The organism is Streptomyces finlayi, assembly GCF_014216315.1.
GTDB lineage: Bacteria > Actinomycetota > Actinomycetes > Streptomycetales > Streptomycetaceae > Streptomyces > Streptomyces finlayi_A.
Genome location: NZ_CP045702.1, coordinates 5,257,703 through 5,280,671 on the forward strand (window position 1 = coordinate 5,257,703; position 22,969 = coordinate 5,280,671).

The window sequence follows — 22,969 nt, forward strand, 5'->3', positions numbered from 1 at the left end:
GGGCCGCCCCCTGGCGTCGAGGAGCACCGTTGCCGCGGTTGCCCCGAACGTCGAGAGCGTGCCATTGTGTCCGAATTGCGGCGGGTGTCTGATACCTCCCGCGACAGAAAGACGATCTGAATGAGGCGTTTCCACGGTCACCCCCGCGCTTTCCGGTCGAAGATCAAATCCTTGGCGTGCCAGACGTGACGTATGTCGCTAGGGAAATGTGGCTCGCGCCACGTCGCCCGGAGCATTCCTGCCGGTAGAAACGGACAGGCCGACCCGAAATGGGCGGTGCGTGCCACGCGGAAACGTGCTGGTGAGGAAGAACTTTCCATACGCGGGATCGCGCCGTCAACTGGTGTTTATGGCGAGGTAGTGTGGTGGTTGAAGTGACGACGAAGTCCACCCAGAAAAGGATCATGGAAGAGTCGACCGAAGGCCAGGTGACCCCCCAGGGGCTCATGGACCGCCTAAACCGCCTGTTCGATACGGTGCACCCGCCCGATCGCGGCCCTTTCAGCAACGCCGAAGTGGCCGAGCTGATGGAAAAACGAGGGCTGGGCAAGCTGTCCGCGCAGTACCTGTGGCTCCTGCGGACCGGGCAGCGCGATAACCCGACGAAGCGTCATCTCGAAGCGCTCGCAGGGTTCTTCGGGGTGGATCCCGGTTATTGGTTCGATGATGCCGTCGCCGAAAAGACAGTGCAGGAGCTGGAGTTGCTCGCACTGCTTCGTGACGCGAAGATCAAGAACGTTCTTCTTCGCCTATCCGACGTCTCCGCGGACGGAAAGGACGCTGTCCTGGGGATCGTCGAGAGCGTACGAAAATCCGAGGGGTTGCCACCCTCAACTGGCGCGTGAATCGGCCTTAGTTCAGTAAGTGATCAAGGAAAATCAATGTGGTCTGTACGCAGGCTGCGCCGGCCTGACCTCTTGGCCGAGCTGCGGCTCCCGCACGTCACCAATATCCGCGATCTCAGCGACGAGGTCTCACGCCGCACGGGACGGAATGTGGTCCTAGAGCCCCGTGAGCAGGCACCCTCTGTGTGCGGAGCATGCGCTGTCACGGAGAGTGCCTTCTACGTGTACTACGACCCGCGGACCAGCTGTCTGCACCAGGACCACATCATCGCCCACGAGTTCAGCCACCTGCTGCTCGGCCATCACAAAAACCGCCCGGCGTCCGCGCTCTCCTCGACGATCTTCACCAGCGTCGGTTCGGCCACCGTGGAGATGATGTTGGGGCGCACGAAGTACGACGAGGACGAGGAGCGGGATACCGAGCTTCTCGCTTCGCTGCTCCAGCGCCGGATTATCGACCGGTGGCTGCGCAGCGACGAGTCCTCCGGGGACGAAGTCCAGGACCGGGTTACGCACACGCTCCTGCGCCGACGGGAGGCCCGGCCGTGAAGGACTTGCTCCATCCGATCAGCCTTGTTGTCGCCACGCTCGGCTTCCTCTGCCTCCTGCGGGATGTGCCGGCCCGCCGCCGTGATCCCGCCTCCACCGCTTTGGCCGCTGTCTTCCTGCTGTCAGGGCTGTCGTTCCTGTTCTCCATCACACCGATGTGGAACTACCTCGACCGCGTGCTCGGCACCGTCAACCTTTCCGTACCCCTCGCGCAGGGGTGCGTAGTCGCGCTCCTCGCCTGTCAGCAGGTGGTTCTCACGTACTGGGGGTCTTCGCCCGACGTCGCCCGCCGGCGCAGTCGCCGGTGGCTCGGGGCCGGCTTTGCCGTGATCGCCGGACTGTTGGTGCTGTTCGCTCTGCTGACGCCCAGCGCGCCGCGTCCGATCGACTTCACGCTGTACTACGCGCACGACGGCTGGTACGCCGCGTACCTCACCCTGTACGTCACGGCCTACACCATCGGAGAACTGTTCCTCGCCCGCGCCTGCTGGCGCCTGGCCCGCCGCAGCACCCGCGGGTCCGTCCGCGTCGGCCTGCGCATCGTCGCCCTCGGCGCCACCGTCACCCTCGGATACAGCGCAGTCCGCATCGGCAACGTGATCGCCGGCGCCTTCGACACCTCCCTCGCCGACTGGGAAGGCTTCGCCTGGACCTGCGGCGATGTCGGCGCCATGCTCACGCTCATCGGCTGGCTCGTGCCCACCATCAGCGACCAGGCCCAGAGCGTCCAGTACCGGATTAAGCAGTACCGCTGCTACTACGGCCTGCGTCCTCTCTGGCTGGCGTTCTACAGCGAAGCGCCCGAGATCGAGCTGCCGATTGACCGAGTCGACCGGGCCCAGCGGCGTCGCTTTCGCCGCATCTCGATCCGGCTCTACCGCCGAGCAGTCGAGATCCGGGACGGCCGGTTCGTGATCCGTCGGTATCTTGATGCTGCGGTCCGCGAGGCCAGCGAAGCCCATCACCGGGCCCGAGGGCTTCACGGTCAAGATCTTTCGGCCGCCGTCACGGCGGACCAGATCCTCGCCGGAATCGCTGCCCGGGCCGAAGGCACCCGCCCGGAGCCCGACCAGCTCACGGAGTTCGCTGACTCCGAACGCCAGACCAGTCGGCCCATGGACGACATCGATGCTCTCCTCGATGTCGCTCGCCACCTGCCACGCCAGCCCGCACGAGCCCCCCACCTTGAGCGAGTCTCCGCATGACGAACGACCTCACCCGTCAGCCCGCTCACGTTCAGCTCCAGGCCCTGGACCGCGGCGAGATCTCGAGCCGCGAGCTACTTGACCTCCATCTCGATCGGATCGACGCGAGCCACGTGAACGCTGTCGTCACCCGCGACGACGACGCGGCCCGGACCGCCGCGGGAGCAGCAGACGAACGCCGCGCCCGCAACGAGAGCAACGGCACCCTCGACGGCCTTCCCCTCACGATCAAGGACAGCTTCGAGACGGCTGGCCTGCGCACCACCAGCGGTGCCGAAGACCTCGCGGATCACGTACCCGTACGCGACGCCGACGCGGTCGCCCGGCTCCGCCACCAAGGGGCCGTGATCATGGGCAAGACGAATACGCCGGCGTACTGCCAGGACCTGCACACCGACAACAGCCTGTTCGGCCGCACGCTCAATCCTCACGATCCTGAGCGCACCGTCGGCGGCTCCTCCGGGGGGCCAGCCGCCGCAGTCGCCGACCACCTGACCCCCGCCGACCTCGGCAGCGACCTCGCAGGCTCACTGAGGCTTCCGGCGCACTACTGCGGCGTATACGGCCTGCGCCCCACGCACGGACTTGTCCCGGCTCGCGGCCACATACCCCGCCCGCCGGGATGGATCACCAGCAGCGACATGGTCACCCCCGGCCCCCTGGCACGCCACCCCCGAGACCTCGGCCTCCTCCTTGACGCGCTGACAACACCGTCGCCCGCCGAGAACAGCCCCTGGCTCGTGAAGCTGCCCACCCCCCGCCGCTCAGCCGGCCAGCTCCACGTGGCGGTGTGGGCCGAGGACGCAAGCTGCCCCGTCGACCCTGAAATCGCGGGCGCTCTCGCCGCCGTCGAGCAGGCTCTGGCCTCTGCGGGCTCGAACGTCTGCCGCACCGAGGGACCGGTCGGCTTCGCCGCATCTCTCCGCCCATTCGAGCAGCTCCTCCACGGCACCTCAACGGCAGCCACCGACGATGGAGCTGCCGCGGCCGAACTCGCGGCGGCACGTGACCTGCACGAGGGTGACTTGAGCCCACGGGCAACCTTCCTTCGCCACCGAACGCAGACACACCGCGCCTGGCTCCGCGCCAACGAGGAGCGCCTCCGACTCCGGGAGACGTGGCATCGCTTCTTCGCCGACGCCGAGCGCGATGTCCTCGTCACCCCTGTCGCTCCCACTGCGGCGATCCTGGCCGGCAGTCGCACTCTCACGGTCGACGGAGTCGAGCGGAGCTTCTTCGACCAAACCGGCTGGGCCAACCTCACCAGCCACGTCGGTCTGCCCAGCCTGGTCATGCCTGTCGCGCGAAGCGCTGACGGCCTCCCGATCGGTGTACAGCTCGTGGGACCGAACTACTCGGATCGAACCTTGCTCGCCCTGGCGGAGTATCTGGCGTCGCTTCTCGGAGGGAGGGCCGCGGGAATCAGTCTTTGACACTGTTAGCCAGCGGCACGCCGATGGCAAATGAGAGATGGCAGTACGGGTTCAGGGGCCTCAGGCGAATGCCCGCCGGCGGCCCGGACTGTTTTCTTCCATTCGTCGCGGTCGGCGCGACGCTAGGCCGTGGTCGAGGACGATGGACTGGCCGGCCTGGAGGTGTTCCACGAGCTGCGCGCGCAGGGCGTCGATGGCGGGCGCTTCCCGCTCGAAGTAGGTGTGCTCGGGATAGTCGACGCCTCAGCGGCCGTGAAAGTGGTAGACCTCGTCCACGCTAAGACGGATCAGTCCGTAGGTGGCCAGGGCCTGAGGCGTGAGTTGGGGATCAAGGAGACGGAGTGCAGTCCCCTTGTAAGGGATCGCTGTTGACGCGTCGTTTCGGAGAGCGGCCTGGAGAAGCGGGCCGGTGGCAACACCGGAACCGCGCTTCAGGACGACTCAACCGCCCCGCAGGAGCAGTGGCGAAGGCCATGCTCCTGCGGGGCCATGTGGTGGTGCTAGTACGATCTGGCGAGGTAGGCGACCAGGTCCGCTTCGTCGTCGCTGTCGGGCACGGAGCCATCCGCCCTCGTCAGGCAACGCACGGACACCCCCACCTCGTTCGCCCTCGCCTCCCCGTCCGCGCCGACCTTGACCCAGGGCACCCGGGCGAACCCGTCCCCAGCCGCCTCGATGGCCGCTTCGAGCGTGGTGACATCGGCGGTCCGCTCCTTGGTGCGGCGGGTCGCCTCCTCCAAGAGCGCCGCCTGGTCGGCCTCGAGCGCTTCGAGCACCGCCGACACGGCTTCGGCCAGCGGCGTGGGCGTCTTGGTCCCGTCCACGCGCCGAACCAGCACCACGTTGCCAGCCTTCAGGTCACGCGGACCGAGCTCGATACGCACGGGGTAGCCGCGGAGCTCTGCCTGCACCGCACGTCGGCCGAACGACACATCGACGCGGTCGTCGAAACCGACCCGGACTCCGGCGTCGCGCAGGGCGTCCCGTAGCTTCATCGCCTCGGCCATTACGCCGTCGCCGTCCTTGACGACGGTCACATAAGCCTGGACTGGAGCCAGTCTCGGCGGCACCCGCAGCCCGTTGTCGTCGCCGTGGCACATAATGAGGCCGCCGACCATCCGGGTGGACGTGCCCCAGGACGTGGTCCAGCAGTGCTCCTGGCGACCCTCGGAGGACAGGTAATCGATGTCGAACGCCTTGGCGAAGTTCTGGCCGAGCTCGTGCGATGTGCCCATCTGCAGGGCCTTGCCGTCGCGCATCATCGCTTCGCAGGTATAGGTGCGTGTCGCGCCGGCGAACCGCTCCCGGGCTGTCTTGAGTCCGACCTGGACCGGGATCGCGAGCACCTGCACCATGAAGTCCTCGTACGCCTCGTGCAGGATCCGGCGGGCGTACGCGCGCGCGTCGGCCTCGGTGGCGTGGGCGGTATGACCCTCCTGCCAGAGGAATTCCGAGCTCCGCAGGAACAGTCGGGTCCGCATCTCCCAGCGAAGCACGTTTGCCCACTGATTCAGCAGCAGTGGAAGGTCTCGGTAGGACTGGATCCACTTGGCCATGGACTCACCGATGACCGTCTCGCTGGTTGGCCGGATCACGACCGGCTCGTCGAGCTGCTTGCCGCCGCCGACGGTCACCACTGCCAGTTCGGGCGCGAAGCCTTCCACGTGCTCGGCCTCACGGCGCAGGTACGACTCCGGGATCAACAGCGGGAAGGACGCGTTCTCGGCGCCGGCCGCCTTGATGCGAGCGTCCATCTCGGAGACCATCCGCTCCCAGATCGCATACCCAACCGGCCGGATGACCTGCGTCCCTCGCACCGGACCCGGCTCGGCTAGCTCGGCTTTTGCCACGACGTCCTGGTACCAGCGGGGAAAGTCCTCTGCCTGAGGTGTAAGTACGCTCGCCATGAGGTGAGATTGTAGCCGATCGATGGTGGGGCACCCGCCGCGCTACGGCGAACGTGCTGGAGGCGACGCCTAAGAGGATGTCTCACGTGGCGAGCTTCGCGAGTCTCTTGTAGCAGGTGAGGGCTGCGGCGAGGCCGAGAAAGGCGAGGAAGTGGCTGCCTTTTCGTTCGTACCGGACGGTGAGGCGTCGGTATCCGAAGAGCCAGGAGATCGACCGCTCGATCTTCCAGCGGTGCCGGCCGAGCCGCTCGCCGGACTCGATACCGGGGCGGGCGATCCGTGCGATGAGGTTGCGGCCGCGGAGCCAGCGGAGGTGCTCGGCGGAGTAGTACGCCTTGTCCGCACGGACCTTCACCGGCTTCCTCCGACGTGGTCCGCGCCGGGACCGGACGGCGGGGATGCCGAGAATCAACGCCTTGAACGCCTGGCTGTCGTGCAGGTTGGCGCCGGACACCGCCACGGCCAGCGGCAGGCCATGGGCCTCGGACAGCACGTGGAGTTTGCTGCCCTTCTTGCCGCGATCGACCGGATTCGGCCCGGTCAGCGAGCCCCCCTTTTTGCCCGGACCGACGCGGCATCGACGATCGCGGCCGACCAGTCCAGCTCACCCCGGGCGCCGAGTTCGTCCAGCACCGCCCGGTGCAGCCTGCGCCACAACCCGGCCTCGGTCCACACGGTGAACCGGCGGTGCGCGGTGGCCGGTGAGACACCGAACGACTCCGGTAGATACCGCCACGCACACCCACTCGTCAGCACGTACACCACGGCCGTGAACACCGCCCGCTCGTCCACCGGAGCCGTACCACCACCCTGCGGACGGGACGTGAACCTCGGTAACAACGGAGCGGTCAGCTCCCACAGTTCGTCCGGCACCAGCCGACGCGACAGATCAGCACCCACGATCCAACATCATGCCGCATCAGCGGAGCAGCCACGTGAGACATCCTCTAAAAATAAGGGGAGTCGGCGCACGTAGGATAGCGCGCGTATTTACTGGGCTGAATTGACGGCGATGGGCACTAAAGTCGGCATGACAATGGCGAGACTGGTCGGCAACCGCCTGGTGCGCTGCCCGAAAGCGCGCTCGGCACCCACAGCTCTGACTACAGAACGCTGCCCTCTCTCCCGAGGTGGCGTGCTGACCGCGCCGGCCGTGATGGCGATGCGGCCAGCTCCAATCCCTGGCATCACGTTCATAATTGAAAAAGTGCGGGGCGTCGATATATGGACATGTCGGTCTGATTCCCGAGGGAAGCGATAACGGGAGGTCAAACCACTACGGCCGCAAGATGTTGTACTGGCAGAGATTGGTCCGGCTTGCCTTGCCTTTGCATCTTTCAGTGCGCATATCGGTTCCGATAGAAATGAGCCCAGTGACCGTCGGGGGCGAATACGACTGCCCGGCATTCGGGTAGATGGCTTGAGGGCGGATCGCTTCCCTCGTTTCACATCCCCTCGAGCGCCGCGTAGCAGGTACGGATCAGCGCTTGTGCGCGGCGGTCCGGTACCTCGTACACGCTCTTCATCTTGTTGGGCAGGAACGCGAAGGAGAACTCGTACTCCGGGTCGGCGAAGGCCAGTGCGCCGGTGGAGCCGATGTGCCCGAAGGCGGGGCGCCCGAAATCCGGCCACAGTGGACCGCCGGGAAGCATGAAGCCGCCGGCCCAGCGGGTGGGGAGGCGGAAGACCTCGTCCATTCCCGACGAGCGCTCCAACGCCGCCATCCGCACAGATCGCGGGCTGAGCAGCCGACCCTCGGGGATGTCCGATACGAGGGCGGCGAACATCTTTGCGACCGCGTGCGCGGTGCCGTAGGCGGCCGGGCGCTCCGTGCTGTGATATGCCGGGTTGTTCATGTCCTTGAAGGTCATGGCGGTTGAGCCGAATGTCGCCCGGTACAGCAGGGAGTCCTGATCGACGAAGCCCGCAACATACTCGCGCTGCTCTGCGGGCACCACCTCGGGCACCTGGTCGTCGGACGGGGGTAGCACTTCGGCGAGACGCCGTGTGTCATCCGAGCTCAGTGACATGTGCAGGTCGATGCCGAGAGGGTCGATGACATGTGTACGGACAGCCGCGCTCGCTGGCGCCCCGGTGACCCGCCGGATGAGCTCACTGGTCAGGAAACCAAGCACGATGGCGTGGTATCCGTGAGCCTCCCCCGGCTTCCACAAGGGAGTCAGATTCTGGATCTTCCGGACGACGGGCCACCACTCAAGCTCGTCAGCCAGAGTGATCGGATCCGGAAACGCGGGGATTCCGGCCCGGTGCGACATCACGGTGGCCACCGTGATGTCGGCCTTCCCGTTGGCGCCGAACTCTCGCCAGTAGCTACTCACGGGCGCTTCGATGTCCACGTCACCCAGCTCTGCCAGCCGCCACAACGTGGTGGTCAGCACCGTCTTCGTGATCGATGTGAGCGGCAGCAGCGTGGTCGGAAGCCAGTCCAGTCGCCGGTCCACGTCGACATGCCCGCCCCATAGATCGGCGACGACTTCGCCGCGGTGGTAGGCACAGAAGCTGAAGCCCAAGTCCAGGCCGGCGGAGAGGTGCTCGCTCAGAACATCCCGAACCGCCGCGAATCCGGTGTGGACGGAGCCATGAACGCGCCCGGTCATGGCCGGTCCAGGGCTGGACGAAGCCGCACCGGGAGTGTCTTGAGACCGCGGAGAAGCAGTCCGGGCGACCACATCAGTGTCTCCTGGCCACCGACAGGCGCGAGGTCGGGGAAGCGGTTACTGAGGGCGGCGAACGCCACCTCCCCCTCCAGTCTCGCGAGACCCGCGCCCAGGCAGAAGTGGGGGCCCAGGCCGAACGCGAGGTGACCACCTCCCGCCCGGTCCACGATGACGTCGTTGGGCTGGTCGAACCGGCTGCCATCGCGGTTCGCGGCAGCCAAACTCAGGAAGACGGTGTCACCAGCCTTGATGGTCTGCGTCCCCACCTCTATGTCCTCGCGGGCGAACCTCGGTGTCGCCACCTCAATCGGGGAGCAGAACCGGAGCAGCTCCTCGACGATGCGAGGGGTGTCCTGCGGTGCGTCGCAGAGGCGTTGCCATGCCCCGGGCGTCTCGTGCAGAGCCAACAGACCGGCCGAGAGCAGGCCGGCGGTGGTCTCATGGCCCGCGACCAGCAAGATGAACCCCATCGCGGCCAGCTCCCGGTCCGTCATTTCGCCCCGGTCGCGAGCCTGGACGAGCCGGCAGAACAGGGAGTCGTCCGGGGCGGCCCGCCGCTCGTCCGCCAGGGCGAGCAGGTAGTCGGACAGCTCCCGCGCCGCGCCCGGGATGAGCGCCTGCTCCGTCTCGTCCGCGGACATGAGGAGCTCGGCCCAGCGACGGAACCGCTGCCGGTCCGCTACGGGGACCCCCAGCAGTTCGCAAATGACGATCAGGGGCACGAGCGCGGCGAACTCGGTGGCGAAGTCGACCGTCGTGTCCGGGTCCAGGCGATCGAGCGCCTCGGACACGACGGCCTCCACCATGGGCCGCAGCGTGGCCAGCCGACGCGGCCGGAAGTCGGGCGCGACAAGGGCACGCAGCCGGGTGTGCTCCGGCGCGTCCACCGTCAGCAGGTGCTCCAGGACCGGTCTTGACGTCTCGCCATCCCGGTTGATGTGCACGGAATGCCAGCTCGGCCCGGCGAACCGGGAGTTCTTCGAGAGACGATTATCATTGATGAGCGCCCGGATGTGCGTGTAGTCGACCAGCAACCAGCACACAACCCCGGTGGGGAGCCGCACCTGGGCAAGCGACCCGGAGGCCCGGAGCTCGTCGTAGAACGGGAACGGATCGGCCTTGAAGTCGTTGTCGAATATCGGCAGCTCGCGAATCGTGGTCATTCGGCCCCCCGCTCATAGACCAACGGATTGTACTGCGAGTCGGCCAGGTCACCGATTTCCCGACCCGGGAAGTAGACCAGGTCCACGAGGTCGATACCGAACGGCTGCGCCCGCAACCGCTGACCGTCCTCGCAGAAGAACGCGGTGAACGCGTAGCGCGGGTCCTGGGTCTCATTGCGATCGGACCGGTGGAAGAGCGTTCCCGTGTGGAACAGGACATCACCCGGGGACATGTCCGGGCAGCAGAACTCGTACCCCTTTTCCTGGAGGAGTTCGGCTACGTCCTCGTCCGACATGCCCTGCTTGTTGAACAGGCCGTCCTGGTGGGAGCCACGGGCGTAGATGACCGCACCGTCCTCACGGCGCACCGGGGCGAGTGCCACCCAGGCGGTGACCACCCGTTCGAGGAGGGCGAAGTACTCGTCCTGGTGCCACGGGACGGCCCTGTTCTCGGAGTCCTTGTAGAGCATCGAGTCGTGGTACAGCCGCACGCGGTCCATCCCCATGAGCCGACCGGCGATCTCGGCCAGCTTGGCGTGGACCGACAGGTCGGCGAACTCGTCGATGATCCGCCACAGGTTCGAGATCACCTGGACGGAGGATGTCCGCGCAAAGGTATAGCGGGGATCACCGTCTCGCTCCCCGGCGTTGTACGCGGTGCGCTCCGCCACCAGCGCGTCGCGCAGTCGGCTGACCAGCTCCACAGGGAACACGTTGCTGACTTTGACGAAGCCGTCCTGCTTGAACCGGCTCAGCGTGTCGGCATCCAGCAGCTCGCTCGTTTCCATTTATGCTCCCTTCCCGGTGCCGCCCGCGGCGACGGTTCGCTCGATTGAATGCAAGGTGATCCGCCACGTGACCTTCGTCGCCTCCGGCGGAACCGGCTGGGCACGGTGCATGACGATCCGGTTGTCCCACACGAGCAGGTCACCGTCGGTCCATTCGTGGACGTAAGTGAAGGCGGTACTCTCGACGGTCGCGTAGAGCTCGTCCAAGAGTGCCGCACCGCGATCCCGGTCGTAGTCAGCGAGCTTCGCCAGCATCATCTGGTTCAGGATCAGCGCGGCCTCACCCGTCGCCGGGTGCGGACGGACAAGCGGGTGATGGACGTCCTTCAACGACGCCAACATGTCGGGGTCGTCGATGCCGGACGCCATGTGATCGGCGGCCATGGTCTCGCGCACCGGATAGAAGCCCGCCAAGGCACCGACTTCTACTTGGAGTTCCGGTGCCAGAGCGCGATGGACGGCACGTCCGTCGACGAAGCTGGTTGTCCCGCCGCCCTCCGGCGCGACGATGCAACCGAGCAGCGTCGCCGCAGTGGGGACCGGCTGCCAGGAACCATCGGCGTGCCAGTACATGCCGCCACCGTCCACCCCGCTGCCCGCGATGGTGGACTGGAGCCGGATGTGCTCCATGCCGGGAAGCCGATGCTCGGCCGGGCGCACGGATTCCGGCACCCCCAGGGCCTCGGCGAACGCCCGCATCGACTCGGGAGTCAGCCGTTGGCCGGGCAGCAGGACCACGCCGGCCGTGTAGAGAGTCTCGACGAGCAGGTCCAACGTGGGCTCATCGAGCGGGTGGGCCACATCGACATCGGTCACCACAGCTCCGAGGCCGTGGGCCGTCAGCGGGCGGATCGTGATCACGGCCGCACTCCCTTCGAACCGGGCGGCACCGCGGTGATGCCCGTAGTCGTGTAGTGGAGGGTCACCAGCCCGTCGGCGGCGTGCTCACGGAACAGCACCGCCAGCGCATGCCTGAGCTGTTCCGCCAACGGGTCGCCGCGTTCCGGGGCATAGGACGTGGAGTGGATCCGGTGCCAGAGCCCCTCCTCTGTCACGTGCTGCTCGTGCCGGAGGTGGGACGGGTGTATCGAGGTGCCGGGCGGCATGGCTGCGGTCACCAGCTCAACGGGGTCCGGTGCCTGTGCCCTGGCCGCCGCGTAGGCGGGCAGCAGGCTGATCAGCACGCCTTCGAGCGCCTGGCAGAACGCGCAGTTGCGGCATCGCATCTCGTTCCACAAAGCCAGAAGCCCGCCCCCAGGCCGCAGGATCCGGGCGAACTCCACCCGCACCTGCGCGAGGTCGAACCAGTGCAGCGACTGCCCCACGGTGATCGCGTCGACCGACTGGTCCGGCAGCCCGGTATGTTCCGCGGCCGCCGCGACCGAGCGGTAACCCCGGTGGCCGAGATGTACGCGGTCGGCCACCAACCGCATGGCCTCGTTGGGTTCGACCGCGTACACGTGGTACCCGAGGCCGAGCAGGCTGCCGGTCAGGATGCCCGTCCCGGAACCGATGTCGGCGATCTCCGCGGGTGGAGCGACACCCACGATCGCCGTCAGCGGCATCAGCGCGTCCGGTGGATATTCCGGACGGCCGATTGCGTACGACTCGGCCCGCCTGGTGTACAGATCAGTCGACCGCGACATTGATTGACTCCCGTGTGTCGGCGGCCAGCAGAGACGCCATGAGGGCCCGATGACGGTCGGCCCAGGTCGCCACCGTCGCCTCAGCGAAGCGGTGCGCGTGGTACCAGTAGTTGACGACCAGATCCGGCCCCTGTTCCGCCACCACGAGGTGAAGCCCGGGAATGCGGCGCAGCGAGCCGAAGTCGTAGCGGCGCAGGAGCGGGTGCTCGACCTCGCCGAGCACCTCGACGAGGTCGACGCGTGGCGTGCCCGTCTGCTCCTCGCGGCGGTAGCTGGTGAAGTTGATGCCGACGTCACTGAAGTAGGTGTCCAGCGGCAGCCCGGTGAACGCCCGGGCCGTGGTCAGCAGGTCCGTGGCGGGGTACTGCGGATGGGTGGAGAGGGTCGCCAGCGTGTCGTCGACCTGCTGGACCAGCTCGCGGGCGCCCCAGCCCTGGACGTGGATCGGCACCGGGAACGGCATGGTGAAGGGCCCGATCGTGCCAGCGTACCGCTCGTCGAAGCGAGAACTGCGGATCATGGACACGCACACCGCGGGCGCGCCGACGACCTCCGCCATGAGTGCCGCGTAGGTGCTCAGGACGACCGAGAACGGAGTGACCTCTAGTTCCTTCGCCACGCCCCGGATGTCGTCCATGTTCGCCAGTGGTTTGCCGGGTGTGTACCGCAGCGAGGGGTGCGCCTCGGTCGTACCGCCCTGGTCGGCGCCGGGCAGCTGGGTCCGGCCCGGCACGCCGGCGAACAGCCCGGCGAAGTAGGGCCTCTCCCGGTCGATCGAGTCGGCGAGGTAGTCGGCCTGAGCCCGCGTGTACGTCGCGTACTGGACCGTCCGGCCGAGGTCGGGTACTGCTCCGCCGTCCCGGACCTCCTGATAGACCTGGCGCAGTTCACCGACGAATACCGACAGCCCGGATCCGTCGAACTCCAGGTGTTGGCCGGCCACGGCCACCATGAACCGGTCATCCGGCAGGTTGAGGCAACGAACCCGCCACGACGGATGCTCGACCGGATTGGGTATCTCCTCGCGGAGTTGCCGCAGCTCGCCAGCGACAGCCTCGGCGCAGTCCTCCTCGTCCATGGTCGTGAGGTCCCGGAAGAGGTCGTCCTCAGGCGGCAGAACCTCGTCGGCTGACAGCACCGTGATCGAGTTCGCCTCCGGGTAGTACTGCCGCAGCAATTCGTGCCGGTCGACGACCGTGTGCAGGGCGACGCGCAGCGCGGCCCGGTCGAGCCGGTCGTGGAAGATCGCCGGCACGACCCGCAATCCATAGCCGGCCCCGCGGGTCAGACTGAGCCAGCGACGCTGCTCCAGGGAGAGCGCGGGTCTGATCTCCGGTGACTCCTCGGTGGAGAGATCGTCCAGGCGAGTCAGCAGGGACTCGGTGATGCCGGCGATGGTGGGGTGGGTCAGAAGCAGGCGTGGCGGCAACGGCATCTGGAGCGCGCTCTGCAGGGTGTTCCGCAGCTGGATCATCGACAGTGAGTCCAAACCGAGATCTGCGATCGGGTCGTCCGGTCCGAGTACGGTCGGCAGATCGATGTAACGCTCAATCATGGCCGTGATGGCGAGCGCGAGCAGCTCCGTGCGTTCAGTGAGAGGCGCCCCATCGAGCTGTGCCCGTAGCGATGTCTCCGGACGTGGAGCTCGCACTGGTGACGCGGTCGCACTGAGCTCGGCGTAGAACGAGGCGTCATTCAAATCGTGGGCGTCGAGGAACACCTCCCAGTCATTCGGCAGGACCAGCACCTCGGCTGTGTCGGCGCACAGGTGGCGGCGCAGCACCGCCTCGGCTACGCCGGCGTCGACCGTACCGAGGCCGCGCTGCCGTAGTGCCGCCATGAGTTCGGCGTCATCACTGACGTGCCCGGCGTTCTTGAGCACGCCCCAGTTGAACGACACACCGGGCAGGCCAATGGCCGAACGCAGCTGGGCCAGGCCGTCGAGAAACGCGTTGGCGGCAGCGTACGCGGCCTGCCCGAAGTTGCCGTGCACCGCAGTAGCTGACGAGTACATGGCGAAGAAGGACAAGGGTGCCTGGTGTCGCAGAGCGGACCGGTGCAGATTCCACGCTCCACGTACCTTCGCCGTTAGCACCGGGGCCACTGTGGTCCAGGACGCCTTGTCCACGAGGGAGTCGTCGAGGATCCCCGCACTGTGCACAATGCCACCGATCGGACGAGTGGCCCGACGGTCGGCGAAGAGCCCGTCCACGGCATCCTCGTCGCACACGTCAACCGATTCCGTCTCGACGGAAACACCGGCCGCGCGCAGCTCCGCGATGCGCTCCTCGGCGCGTTCACCGGGTGGGCGACGGCCGACCAGCAACAGATGCCGGGCTCCGCTGTTCGCGAGGACCTGGGCAGTCCAGAGTCCGAAGCCGGTCAAGCCGCCGACGATGAGATAGGTCCGGTCCGCGCGGAGCAACGCCGGTGGATGATCCTGTGGCGCGGCGGCGGCTAGGCGCGCGGTCAGCAGAGTGCCCTGGCGGATGGCCAGTTCGCGCTCCGCCGTACCACTGGCGAGGCACGAACGGAGCATGTCGAGATCGGCCGCGGCAGAAGCCGTCGGGAGATCGACAAGGACCGTGCGGAGCTGGGGCTGCTCCAGGGCAACCACTCGGCCCAGACCCCATACCGCACGGTTCAGGGGGGCCACCCTGTCATCGGCGGAGACTCGTTGTGAACCCCTGGTCACGAGCCAGAGCCTCGGCGGGTCGCCGACGGGATCCGAGATCGCGCCCCGCACCACATCGAGCACGCGCGTGATGCACGGGCGTAGGGCCTCGACCGGGTCGACTCCGCTGTCCAGGTCGTCCTCCTCGAAGAGGACCACGATGTCGCGCCCCTCGGAGAAGTCATTCTCGGCCGACAGAGCGGCACGGACCGTGGCGCTCCAGGGGCCATCGGGGCCGACGGCGACGACCTGCCCCGCGGCGAGGGGCGGACGGGAATCCGGCAGGGGATGCGGCAGCCAACGGACCTCGTGGATCGGCGCCCGGCCCGCGTCCTCGACGCCGTAGTCGCCCGACCAGACGGCGGACGGCCCAGTCCAGTGGCGGCGTCGCTCGAACGGGTAGGTGGGCAGGTGTGCCGGACGACCCCCGTCACCGTTGACGGCGTCCCAGTCGAGGTCCAGGCCAGCCTCGTACGCCGAGGCCAGCGCCTGAGCCAGGGTGCGCGACGCGTCATGGCGCGCGCGCACAACGGGGACGAAGGGGCCGGGATGGTCGGGAAGCACGGTGTGCGCGAGCGACAGCAGTCCGGAGGAGCCGCTCAGCTCGAAGAACGAGCCGGCACCGAGTTCCCCGGCCCGGGCGAGCCCGGGCCCGAACTGTACGGTCTCGCACAGATGCCGCGCCCAATAGGCCGGCGTGGCGATGTCGTCACCAGCTATGTCGCCGGTCGTGTTGCAGATGACCGTACGGGTGGCCGGATTGAGTGAGATTCGGCCGAACGCGTGAAGCAGGCGGTCGGCCGCCGGTCGCATCCACCGGGAGTGACCAGCCCGCAGCGAGCCGAGTGAACGTACCTCGAGTCCGGCCGAGGCCGCGGCGGCCCCGAACCGGTCGAGGTCCTCCGCAAGGCCCGAAACCACCGTGTTGCGGTCGCTGTTGACGACCGCGATGTCCACCTGAGAGTCGGTCGCTTCGATCAGCCGCATCACCGTCGCGGCATCCGCGACCACGGTCATCATGGTCCCGTCCGCCGCGGTGTCCTGGATCGCCCGGCCCCGCTCGATGGCGACGTGCATGCCTTCTTCGGCCGAGAACACACCCGCCGCGCAAGCGGCAACGTACTGCCCCATGCTGTGTCCCAGGAGCACGTCGAACCGCACGCCCTTGGACTCCATGAGCTGGAACAGCGCCAACTGGACGGCAAAGGTGAGCGCGTGCACCTCGACCGGGTCGTCGATCGGCAGATCTTGGTTGTCGGGGGCATACAGCAGGCTGCTTACGGTCGTGCTCAGCTCGGCCTTCGTCACGGTGTCGAAGCTGTCGAGCACCGTGCGGAAGACGGGCTCCGTGTCATAGAGCTCCTGCCCCGTCCCTCGGCGCTCGACGCCGTGTCCGGCGAAGAGCCCGACGACCGATCCGGTGCCTGGATACGGACTCGCCGAGTGGTCCCCGCCGACCCGGCTGAGCCCGTCGGCGATGGCCTCGTCGGCGGCCACCACGGCAGCCGTGCGCCAAGCGTGGTGGCGTCGGCCCGTGCCAAGAGTTCTGGCGGTGTCAGGCACGGCAACGGAGTTGAGCGCGTCGTCACGCCAAGCTTCCAGGACGCGGCCGCGTGCGGCGTCGGACCTGGCGCTGAACGGGAGTACGTACCACCGGCGCTGCTCCTCGTCACGCGCCGTCCGCTCCGGTGCCTGTTCGAGGATCACATGGGCGTTGAACCCACCGATACCGAAGGCGCTGACCCCCAGCCGGGTGACGCCGTCCTCCGTCGGAAGCGGGCTGAGCCGGTCGACGACAGTGAAAGGACTGTTCCCGAGACTGAGCTCCGGGTTCGGCTGCTGGAAATGCAGGGTCGGCGGGACCTGCCCGTGCCGGAGCATGAGCACCGCCTTGAGCAGACCCGCCATGCCCGACGCCCATCCGAGGTGTCCGAGATTGCCCTTGACGGAGCCGATGCCGCACGAGGCGACGGGCAGCGGCCCGTAGGCGCGCCGCAGCGCCTCGATCTCGATGGCGTCGCCGACCGGGGTGGCCGTGCCGTGCGCTTCGACGTACCGGATCGTCGAGGGGGCGATCGCGGCCGCGTCCAGCGCCATCCGGATCGCCCGCTCCTGCCCGGCCACACTGGGCGCGGTCATGCCGACCTTCTGTGCGCCGTCGTTGGAGATCCCACTGCCGCGGACGACCGCGTAGATGTCGTCACCGGCTGCGAGCGCGGCGTCCAGCGGCTTGAGGGCGATCACACCGACGCCGTTGCCGAACACTGTGCCGGCGCAGTCGCGGTCGAACACCCGGCAATGGCCGTCCGGCGAGAACGGCATGGACTCCTGGTACAGATAACCGAACATCTGCGGCACCGAGATCGACGCCGCACCGGCCAGTGCGACATCGCAGGTGCCGGACCGCAGGGCCTGGATCGCGGCGTGCAGGGCGTAGAGCGAGGTGGCGCAGGCCGCGTTCACATTCAGGCTTGGGCCGCGCAGGTCGAGCGCATACGACGCCCGCCCGGCCATGAACTCCTTGTCGTTGGCCATCAGCAGGCTGAAATCGTCCACGGAGGACGTCAGCGATCGGACCCCCTGCCCAGGCAACAGGTTGTTCAGCAAGTAGGTGCTCGGGCCAGAACCGCCGTAGACGCCCACCGAGAGATCCGGCCGCGGTACGCAAGCGGCGTCCTCCAACGCCTCGGCACAGCATTCCAGGAAGAGCCGGTGTTGCGGGTCCAGCTGCCGCGCCTGCTCACCAGACATGCCGAAGAAGCCGGCGTCGAACAGCTCGATGTCACGCAAGATGCCCGCCGCGCGCGTGCGACCACGCTCGTCCGGGCCGTCGCCGTGGCGGGTGATGCTTTCCCGGCCGGTCACCAGGTTGGACCAAAACCCCGCCGGAGTGCTGGCATCGGGGAACCGGCAGGCGAGGCCCACGATGGCCACTGGCATGTCGACGCCGTCACCGGTCGGGCGCCGCACACGTCGCCGCACGGGAGCGGTGACCGGCAGATCGCGGGAGTCCAGGTGCTGGGCCAGGGTTCGCACGGTTGGGTGCGCGTACGCCTCGACGAGCGGGAACTCGATGCCCAGGGCGGCCGAGATGTCGCCGACCACTGCGGCGGCGAGCAGCGAGGAGCCACCCAGGTCGAAGAAGTTGTCGTCACGGCCGATCCCGACCACATCGAGCTGAGTCTCCCAGATGCCGGCGATGAGTCGCTCCGACGACGTCCTGGGGGCCGAGTACGTGACCGACAGCGACGGGCGGTCGCGCGCGACGTCCGGGAGCCGCGCGGCGTCCACCTTGCCGTGCGCATTCAAGGGAATCGTGTCAACCCGGATCCAGAGCGACGGCACGGAGGGTCCTGGTAGCAGCGGGGCGAGGAAGCCCCTCCACGGTGGATCCGCCTCCCGTACACCCAGCACTTGCCCACTCTGCCCGCTCTGCCCACTCGTCGGACGGTCGTCCTCCGGCGGGGGAACTGTCGGTATCGACTCCGACACCACATACGCCACGAGTCGCGGCCGGCCCTGCCCATCGTTGGAGACGGCCACGTGCACGTCACTGACGTCGGGGTGGCGCGCGAGGAGCACTTCCACCTCGCCCGGCTCCACGCGGTGCCCGTCGATCTTTACCTGTCGATCGATACGGCCCAGGTACCACAGCTCGCCGTCGTGGTGACGGGCGAGGTCCCCGGTGCGGTACCACCGTCGGCCGTCACGTTCGATGAAGTGCTCGGCGGTCAGCTCGGGACGGTTCCGGTAGCCGTACGACAGGCAGTCCCCGCCCAGCAACAGCTCCCCCGCCTCGCCCGACTCGTCGGCCTCCTCGGCCCGCGGGTTGGTGCTGTCGGCGTCGGCGATGCGCACCGAGACGTGGGGGAGTGGTTGGCCGATCGGCGGCAGGTCGGGCCACTGTGACGCGTTCTGACCAAGCGTGTGGCTGGTGACGACGTGGGTCTCCGCAGGCCCGTAGTGGTTATGCAGCCGAGCGCTCCCGAGGTGGGCGAACCATGCGCGGATCTCGGGCGTGATACGAAGCTGTGAACCGGCCACAAAGACGTGTTGGAGCGCGGTGAGCCTTGGTCGGCTCCGGCCGCGATTCGCCACCGCCTGCAGGATGGCCGTGGGGAGGAACACGCGGGTGATGCCGACATCGGCGAAATGGTCGAGCAGGCGGGCGGGGTCCCGCCGCACGTCGTCGGGGACGATGTGCAGCGTGCCGCCGAGGGCCAGGCTGGTGAAGATCTCCTGCCACGCGACATCGAACGTGGCGGCCGCGAACTGCGCTGTGTGCGGGGCGGTGGAACTGCCCTCGGTGCGGACATGCCAGTCCACGAGACCCGACAGGGGCCCGCGTCCCATCGCCACGCCCTTGGGCTCTCCGGTCGATCCGGTGGTGTGGAGTACATACGCCAGCTCGTCCGCGCGGTCGTTGGACCGGTGGCCCGCGGCGGGGAGCGGGGTGACGTCGAAGTGCAGGGCACTGCCGTCGGCCGGCTCCGCTTCGCGGATCACATAGCGCGCGCCGGTGTTCGCGAGGATCGTCTCGGTCCGCCGCGTCGGTTGGGTACGGTCAACAGGGACGCACCCCCGCCCCGATCGCAGGACGGCGAGGCTCGCGACCACCATGCCCACCGAGCGCGGCACGTCGATCACGACGGGCTCGTAGGATCCGGCGGTGTCCTGAATGGACACGGCGAGGGCCGCGCTCAGCCCACCGAGCTGACGGAACGTGAGTGCCCGCTTCGAGTCCCGCACCGCGACGACGTCCGGACACCGTTCGATCGTCTCCACGATCAGGTCCACAAAAGACATCGTCATGCGCCTTTCACGGTCGGGCCGTCGCTGCGGAAAAGGCGGAGCCGCTCCGCCGGGATGCTGGCCCGAAGCTCGAGGTCTGTGACGCCCAAGCCTTCACTGGGGGCCAGGCACAGCACCCCGACCTTGCCGATGTGGACGTTTCGATGCACCCGGTGGACTGCTTCCGCCGACTCGGTCAACGGATGCACCTCGGAGAGAGCCGGCATGATCCGGCCCATTTGCACCAGTCGGTTCGCCTCAGCTGCCTCCTGGTAGTTGGCACCATGACTTCCGATAATCCGTTTCAGATTCATCCACAGGTGACGATTGTCGAACTCATGCACGTAGCCGTGGCTCGAACCGCAGGTGACGACTGTGCCGCCGCGACGAGCGAGGTAGACGGAGGCACCGAAGGTCGGCCGGCCCACGTGCTCGAAGACGCAGTGTGGGTCCTCGCCGAAGTGGTCCCGTATTCGGCTGCCCAGCCACCGCCAACCCTCAAGGGACGAGAGCCCGTCGGCACCGGGCGCGTCGTAGCGGTTGATGACGAGGTCACATCCGATCGACCGCGCAAGTTCCACCTTCGACGCGCTGCTGACGACGCCGACCACCTGGCAGCCGGCCGCCTTCGCCAACTGGGTCGCGTAAGCCCCCAGACCACCGGTCGCACCCCACACCAGCACCAAGTCGCCGATCTTGACCCGGGCACCGCGATCGCTGATCAGCATCCGGTACGACGTCATCAGGCACAGGGTGCTGCAGGCCGCCTCTTCCCAGGTGAGGTGAGCAGGTTTGGGGAGCAGCTGAGTCGCCTTGACGATCGCGTAGTGGGCGAGGCCACCGAAATTCGTCTCGAATCCCCAGGCGCGCTGAGACGTGGAAAGCATCCCGTCCCATTGCGTGATCGGATCCTGTTCATCCGTATGCAGGGTGCCTACAACGACGTGATCGCCGACGCGCCAATGGCGAACGGACGGCCCTGCTCGAACGACGACTCCGGCCGCATCCGAACCCAGAATATGCTGGTCGGTTGCATGGCGGGCGAGGTCGGGATTTCCTTTCGCCAGTTTATCAAGGAACCGGAATGTGGGGATCGGCCGAAACATTGCGGACCAGACAGTGTTGTAATTGATCGCCGACGCCATGACGGCGACCAACACCTCGTCGGCCGCGAGGTCCGGCAACGGAACCTCCTCCACGTGGAGCGACTTCCGGACGTCAATAGCCGACTCGGCTTGACCTTCGAACATCCGCTGGTCGGATCTCCGAATCACAAGACCGGTGGTGGACGTCGGTGTCGGACACTGCTCGATAATCTCCCTCGATGATTCTGCGAGCACCGCATCAGTCATGTGGGCAGTCACGGCACCCCTCCAATGGTGTGAACAAGAGCAGCCTTGGGCGGCAGGAATTCCTCCTGTCGCTCCAAAGGTTCCCGTAAGGCTGCCCAAGAGTTTTGGGTTGGCCCATCTCAGCGATTCCCCGGCTGATGGTGGTCACGCTTGCAGGCCGCCGCGAACCAGTCAACATAATTTTCGGTCACGGCCGATGTGATTCGTGAGGCATTGGCCTGATCTTTAACCTCGCTGCTGTCTCAGGCGGACGTTTTCGGTGAGGGTTTCGGCTCGCTTCACGGTCGTCCCGGGTTCATGCCAGTCGAGCTGGTTCCGTGCGACGGTCGCCTCGTTCCGCTCGGCCTGGTACTACAGCCGGTCGTTCACGTGACGTGATGATGATCGGACTCGTTGGCGGTGTATGGGGCTGATGCTGCCGCCGGGTCTGGTCCGGCGTGATGAGTTGACTGCGGACGAGGTCCGGTCCTGGGATGCGGATCTGGAGGCGCTGTGTGCGTCGGTGGATGACGTGTTCCGTCGGCCGGCCTCGCGGGAGAACCTGCGGGCGCTGGTGCGCGGGCTGTTGTCGGATGTGCCGCGCAAGAACATGTGGCAGGTCGCGGAGGCGGCCGGGCATGCCTCGCCGGACCGGTTGCAGGACTTCCTGGCCCGTGCGTCCTGGGACGCCGACGAACTGCGGGATCATGTACGGGAGTTCGTGGTGGACTCGCTGCGGGCCGAGGACGCGGTGCTGATCGCGGACGAGACCGGTGACATCAAGAAGGGCACCAAGAGTGCCGGGGTGGCCCGTCAGTACACCGGTGTCACCGGACAGGTCGAGAACGCCCAGGTCAGCGTGCACCTCTCCTACGGATCCTCGCGCGGGCGGGCGATCATCGACCGGGAGCTGTATGCCGGGCGGCACTGGGCGGGCCGCGGCGAGGAACACCGCCGACGCTGCGAGGAGGCCGGGGTGCCCGAGGAGCGGGCCCGCACCGTGGTCACCAAGCCGGAGCTGGCCCGGCGCATGGTCGAGCGTGCTCTTGCGGCAGGAGTGGCCTTCACCTACTTCCTGGCCGACGAGCTCTACGGCGGCTCGCGGTCGCTGCGCGCCTGGCTGGAAGAACACCAGGTCCACTACGTGATGGCGATCCCGAAGAACGAGGTCCTCACCCTGGCCGACGGCCGCACCCAAGAGGCCCGGCAGCTGTGGGCGAGAGTTCCCGAGACGCTGATGGAGCGACGCAGTTGTGCGGACGGGGCCAAGGGCCCGCGCGCCTACGACTTCGCCGTCGTCGACCTGGCCGACACCGCCGCCGGACTGAAGCGCACCCTGCTGATCCGGCGATCCCCGGTGCCGAACAAGAAGAACAAGGCCGGTGAACTCGTCCGCGAGGTCGCCTACTTCCTGTGCCACCACGCCCCCGGCGCCACCCTGGCCGATCTGGTGATCGCCGCTGGTCAGCGGTGGATGGTCGAGGAGACCTTCCAGGCCGCGAAGAACGAAGTCGGCTTCGACCAGCACGAGGTCCGCAAGTGGTGCTCCTGGTACCGGCAGACCACGGTGTGCATGCTCGCTCTGGCCTTCCTCTCCGACGTACGGAGCCGACGCATACCAACCCACCGGGCCACCACCTGACTCCATCGGCCCGACCAGCGAACGAGAGGAAGTCGCCGTCCCGCTGTCCCTGAACGAGATCCGCCGCATGTACGACCGCATCGTCCTGGCTCCCGCCCGCGCCGCCAGGACCTGGCTCGCCCTCCACTGGAACCGCTGGCGCCGCCGACACCAGACCAGAGCCCGCATCAGCCACTACCGCCAACGAGACCACTCACCGTGACAACACCGGCTGTAGTACTGGTGCCGTGCGTCCTGCCTGAGCCGGCCAGCTCCGACCACGGTGGGGGCGAGGGAGATGGCGGCGCCACCAGCGAGGACAGCGGTGGTGACCTTCA

At 67.5% G+C, this 22,969-nt stretch carries 16 protein-coding genes; 7 read left to right on the forward strand and 9 right to left on the reverse strand.

Annotated features, from left to right (window positions below; all coding sequences use genetic code 11):
- The first annotated feature begins 374 nt into the window (after nt 1–374).
- From F0344_RS24260 to F0344_RS24280, 5 genes are all read left to right on the forward strand, one after another.
- A complete protein-coding gene (locus tag F0344_RS24260) occupies nt 375–845 on the forward strand; it encodes an XRE family transcriptional regulator (protein ID WP_258050090.1) in 471 nt (156 codons plus the stop codon).
- Between the two features lie 36 nt (nt 846–881).
- Entirely contained in the window at nt 882–1,394 is a 513-nt protein-coding gene (locus F0344_RS36090) for a hypothetical protein (protein WP_258049746.1), read from the forward strand.
- A complete protein-coding gene (locus F0344_RS24270; protein WP_185300788.1) occupies nt 1,391–2,599 on the forward strand; it encodes an MAB_1171c family putative transporter in 1,209 nt (402 codons plus the stop codon). The genes F0344_RS36090 and F0344_RS24270 overlap by 4 nt, the downstream gene beginning before the upstream one ends.
- The gene (locus tag F0344_RS24275) at nt 2,596–4,032 is read left to right on the forward strand and encodes an amidase family protein (protein ID WP_185300789.1); all 1,437 of its coding nucleotides are present in this window, start codon (nt 2,596–2,598) and stop codon (nt 4,030–4,032) included. The genes F0344_RS24270 and F0344_RS24275 overlap by 4 nt, the downstream gene beginning before the upstream one ends.
- Before the next feature lie 129 nt (nt 4,033–4,161).
- Nucleotides 4,162–4,404, forward strand: a complete 243-nt coding sequence (locus F0344_RS24280) for a hypothetical protein (RefSeq protein ID WP_185300790.1) — start codon at nt 4,162–4,164, stop codon at nt 4,402–4,404.
- Nucleotides 4,405–4,532: 128 nt separating this feature from the next.
- Here the strand turns inward: F0344_RS24280 and proS are convergent, their stop codons facing one another.
- The 9 genes from proS to ccrA form a co-directional block, all read right to left on the reverse strand.
- Complete coding sequence (gene proS, locus F0344_RS24285; protein WP_185300791.1) at nt 4,533–5,939, reverse strand: proline--tRNA ligase; 1,407 nt, start codon at nt 5,937–5,939, stop codon at nt 4,533–4,535.
- A gap of 82 nt (nt 5,940–6,021) precedes the next feature.
- Nucleotides 6,022–6,839 (reverse strand): IS5 family transposase gene (locus F0344_RS24290; RefSeq protein WP_185300792.1). Its coding sequence is split into 2 segments (ribosomal slippage): nt 6,022–6,500 and nt 6,500–6,839, totalling 819 coding nucleotides; the frame shifts between segments, so codons are not numbered across the junction.
- Nucleotides 6,840–7,384: 545 nt separating this feature from the next.
- Nucleotides 7,385–8,557: a serine hydrolase domain-containing protein gene (locus F0344_RS24295; RefSeq protein ID WP_185300793.1), complete on the reverse strand. Its 1,173-nt coding sequence runs from the start codon at nt 8,555–8,557 to the stop codon at nt 7,385–7,387.
- Nucleotides 8,554–9,780, reverse strand: coding sequence for a cytochrome P450 family protein (locus F0344_RS24300; protein WP_185300794.1), 1,227 nt, complete (start codon nt 9,778–9,780; stop codon nt 8,554–8,556). Before F0344_RS24300 ends, F0344_RS24295 begins: the two co-directional genes overlap by 4 nt.
- Nucleotides 9,777–10,568 carry a phytanoyl-CoA dioxygenase family protein gene (locus F0344_RS24305; RefSeq protein WP_185300795.1) on the reverse strand — a complete coding sequence of 264 codons (792 nt, stop codon included), beginning with the start codon at nt 10,566–10,568 and terminating at the stop codon, nt 9,777–9,779. Before F0344_RS24305 ends, F0344_RS24300 begins: the two co-directional genes overlap by 4 nt.
- Nucleotides 10,569–11,429 (reverse strand): TauD/TfdA dioxygenase family protein, encoded by an 861-nt coding sequence (locus F0344_RS24310; RefSeq protein WP_185300796.1) that lies wholly within the window; start codon nt 11,427–11,429, stop codon nt 10,569–10,571.
- Nucleotides 11,426–12,214: a class I SAM-dependent methyltransferase gene (locus tag F0344_RS24315; RefSeq protein ID WP_185300797.1), complete on the reverse strand. Its 789-nt coding sequence runs from the start codon at nt 12,212–12,214 to the stop codon at nt 11,426–11,428. The genes F0344_RS24310 and F0344_RS24315 overlap by 4 nt, the downstream gene beginning before the upstream one ends.
- Nucleotides 12,198–19,694, reverse strand: coding sequence for a type I polyketide synthase (locus tag F0344_RS24320; protein ID WP_185300798.1), 7,497 nt, complete (start codon nt 19,692–19,694; stop codon nt 12,198–12,200). Before F0344_RS24320 ends, F0344_RS24315 begins: the two co-directional genes overlap by 17 nt.
- Nucleotides 19,695–19,696: 2 nt before the next feature.
- A complete protein-coding gene (ccrA, locus tag F0344_RS24325) occupies nt 19,697–21,043 on the reverse strand; it encodes a crotonyl-CoA carboxylase/reductase (RefSeq protein WP_374940115.1) in 1,347 nt (448 codons plus the stop codon).
- A gap of 391 nt (nt 21,044–21,434) precedes the next feature.
- On the opposite strand from ccrA, the gene F0344_RS24330 reads away from it, so the two are divergent.
- Together F0344_RS24330 and F0344_RS36095 are read left to right on the forward strand one after the other, a co-directional pair.
- Nucleotides 21,435–22,652 carry an IS701 family transposase gene (locus F0344_RS24330; protein WP_185300799.1) on the forward strand — a complete coding sequence of 406 codons (1,218 nt, stop codon included), beginning with the start codon at nt 21,435–21,437 and terminating at the stop codon, nt 22,650–22,652.
- A 67-nt stretch (nt 22,653–22,719) separates the two neighbouring features.
- The gene (locus F0344_RS36095; protein ID WP_258049725.1) at nt 22,720–22,854 is read left to right on the forward strand and encodes a hypothetical protein; all 135 of its coding nucleotides are present in this window, start codon (nt 22,720–22,722) and stop codon (nt 22,852–22,854) included.
- Nucleotides 22,855–22,969: the final 115 nt, after the last annotated feature.

Bases quoted from the DNA above. Each gene is read 5' to 3' on its own strand.
- F0344_RS36090 (WP_258049746.1), top strand. From the start codon at position 882: ATGTGGTCTGTACGCAGGCTGCGCCGGCCTGACCTCTTGGCCGAGCTG.
- F0344_RS24275 (WP_185300789.1), top strand. From the start codon at position 2,596: ATGACGAACGACCTCACCCGTCAGCCCGCTCACGTTCAGCTCCAGGCC.
- proS (WP_185300791.1), bottom strand. From the start codon at position 5,939: ATGGCGAGCGTACTTACACCTCAGGCAGAGGACTTTCCCCGCTGGTAC.
- F0344_RS24295 (WP_185300793.1), bottom strand. From the start codon at position 8,557: ATGACCGGGCGCGTTCATGGCTCCGTCCACACCGGATTCGCGGCGGTT.
- F0344_RS24300 (WP_185300794.1), bottom strand. From the start codon at position 9,780: ATGACCACGATTCGCGAGCTGCCGATATTCGACAACGACTTCAAGGCC.
- F0344_RS24305 (WP_185300795.1), bottom strand. From the start codon at position 10,568: ATGGAAACGAGCGAGCTGCTGGATGCCGACACGCTGAGCCGGTTCAAG.
- F0344_RS24315 (WP_185300797.1), bottom strand. From the start codon at position 12,214: ATGTCGCGGTCGACTGATCTGTACACCAGGCGGGCCGAGTCGTACGCA.
- F0344_RS24320 (WP_185300798.1), bottom strand. From the start codon at position 19,694: ATGTCTTTTGTGGACCTGATCGTGGAGACGATCGAACGGTGTCCGGAC.
- F0344_RS24330 (WP_185300799.1), top strand. From the start codon at position 21,435: ATGGGGCTGATGCTGCCGCCGGGTCTGGTCCGGCGTGATGAGTTGACT.
- F0344_RS36095 (WP_258049725.1), top strand. From the start codon at position 22,720: ATGTACGACCGCATCGTCCTGGCTCCCGCCCGCGCCGCCAGGACCTGG.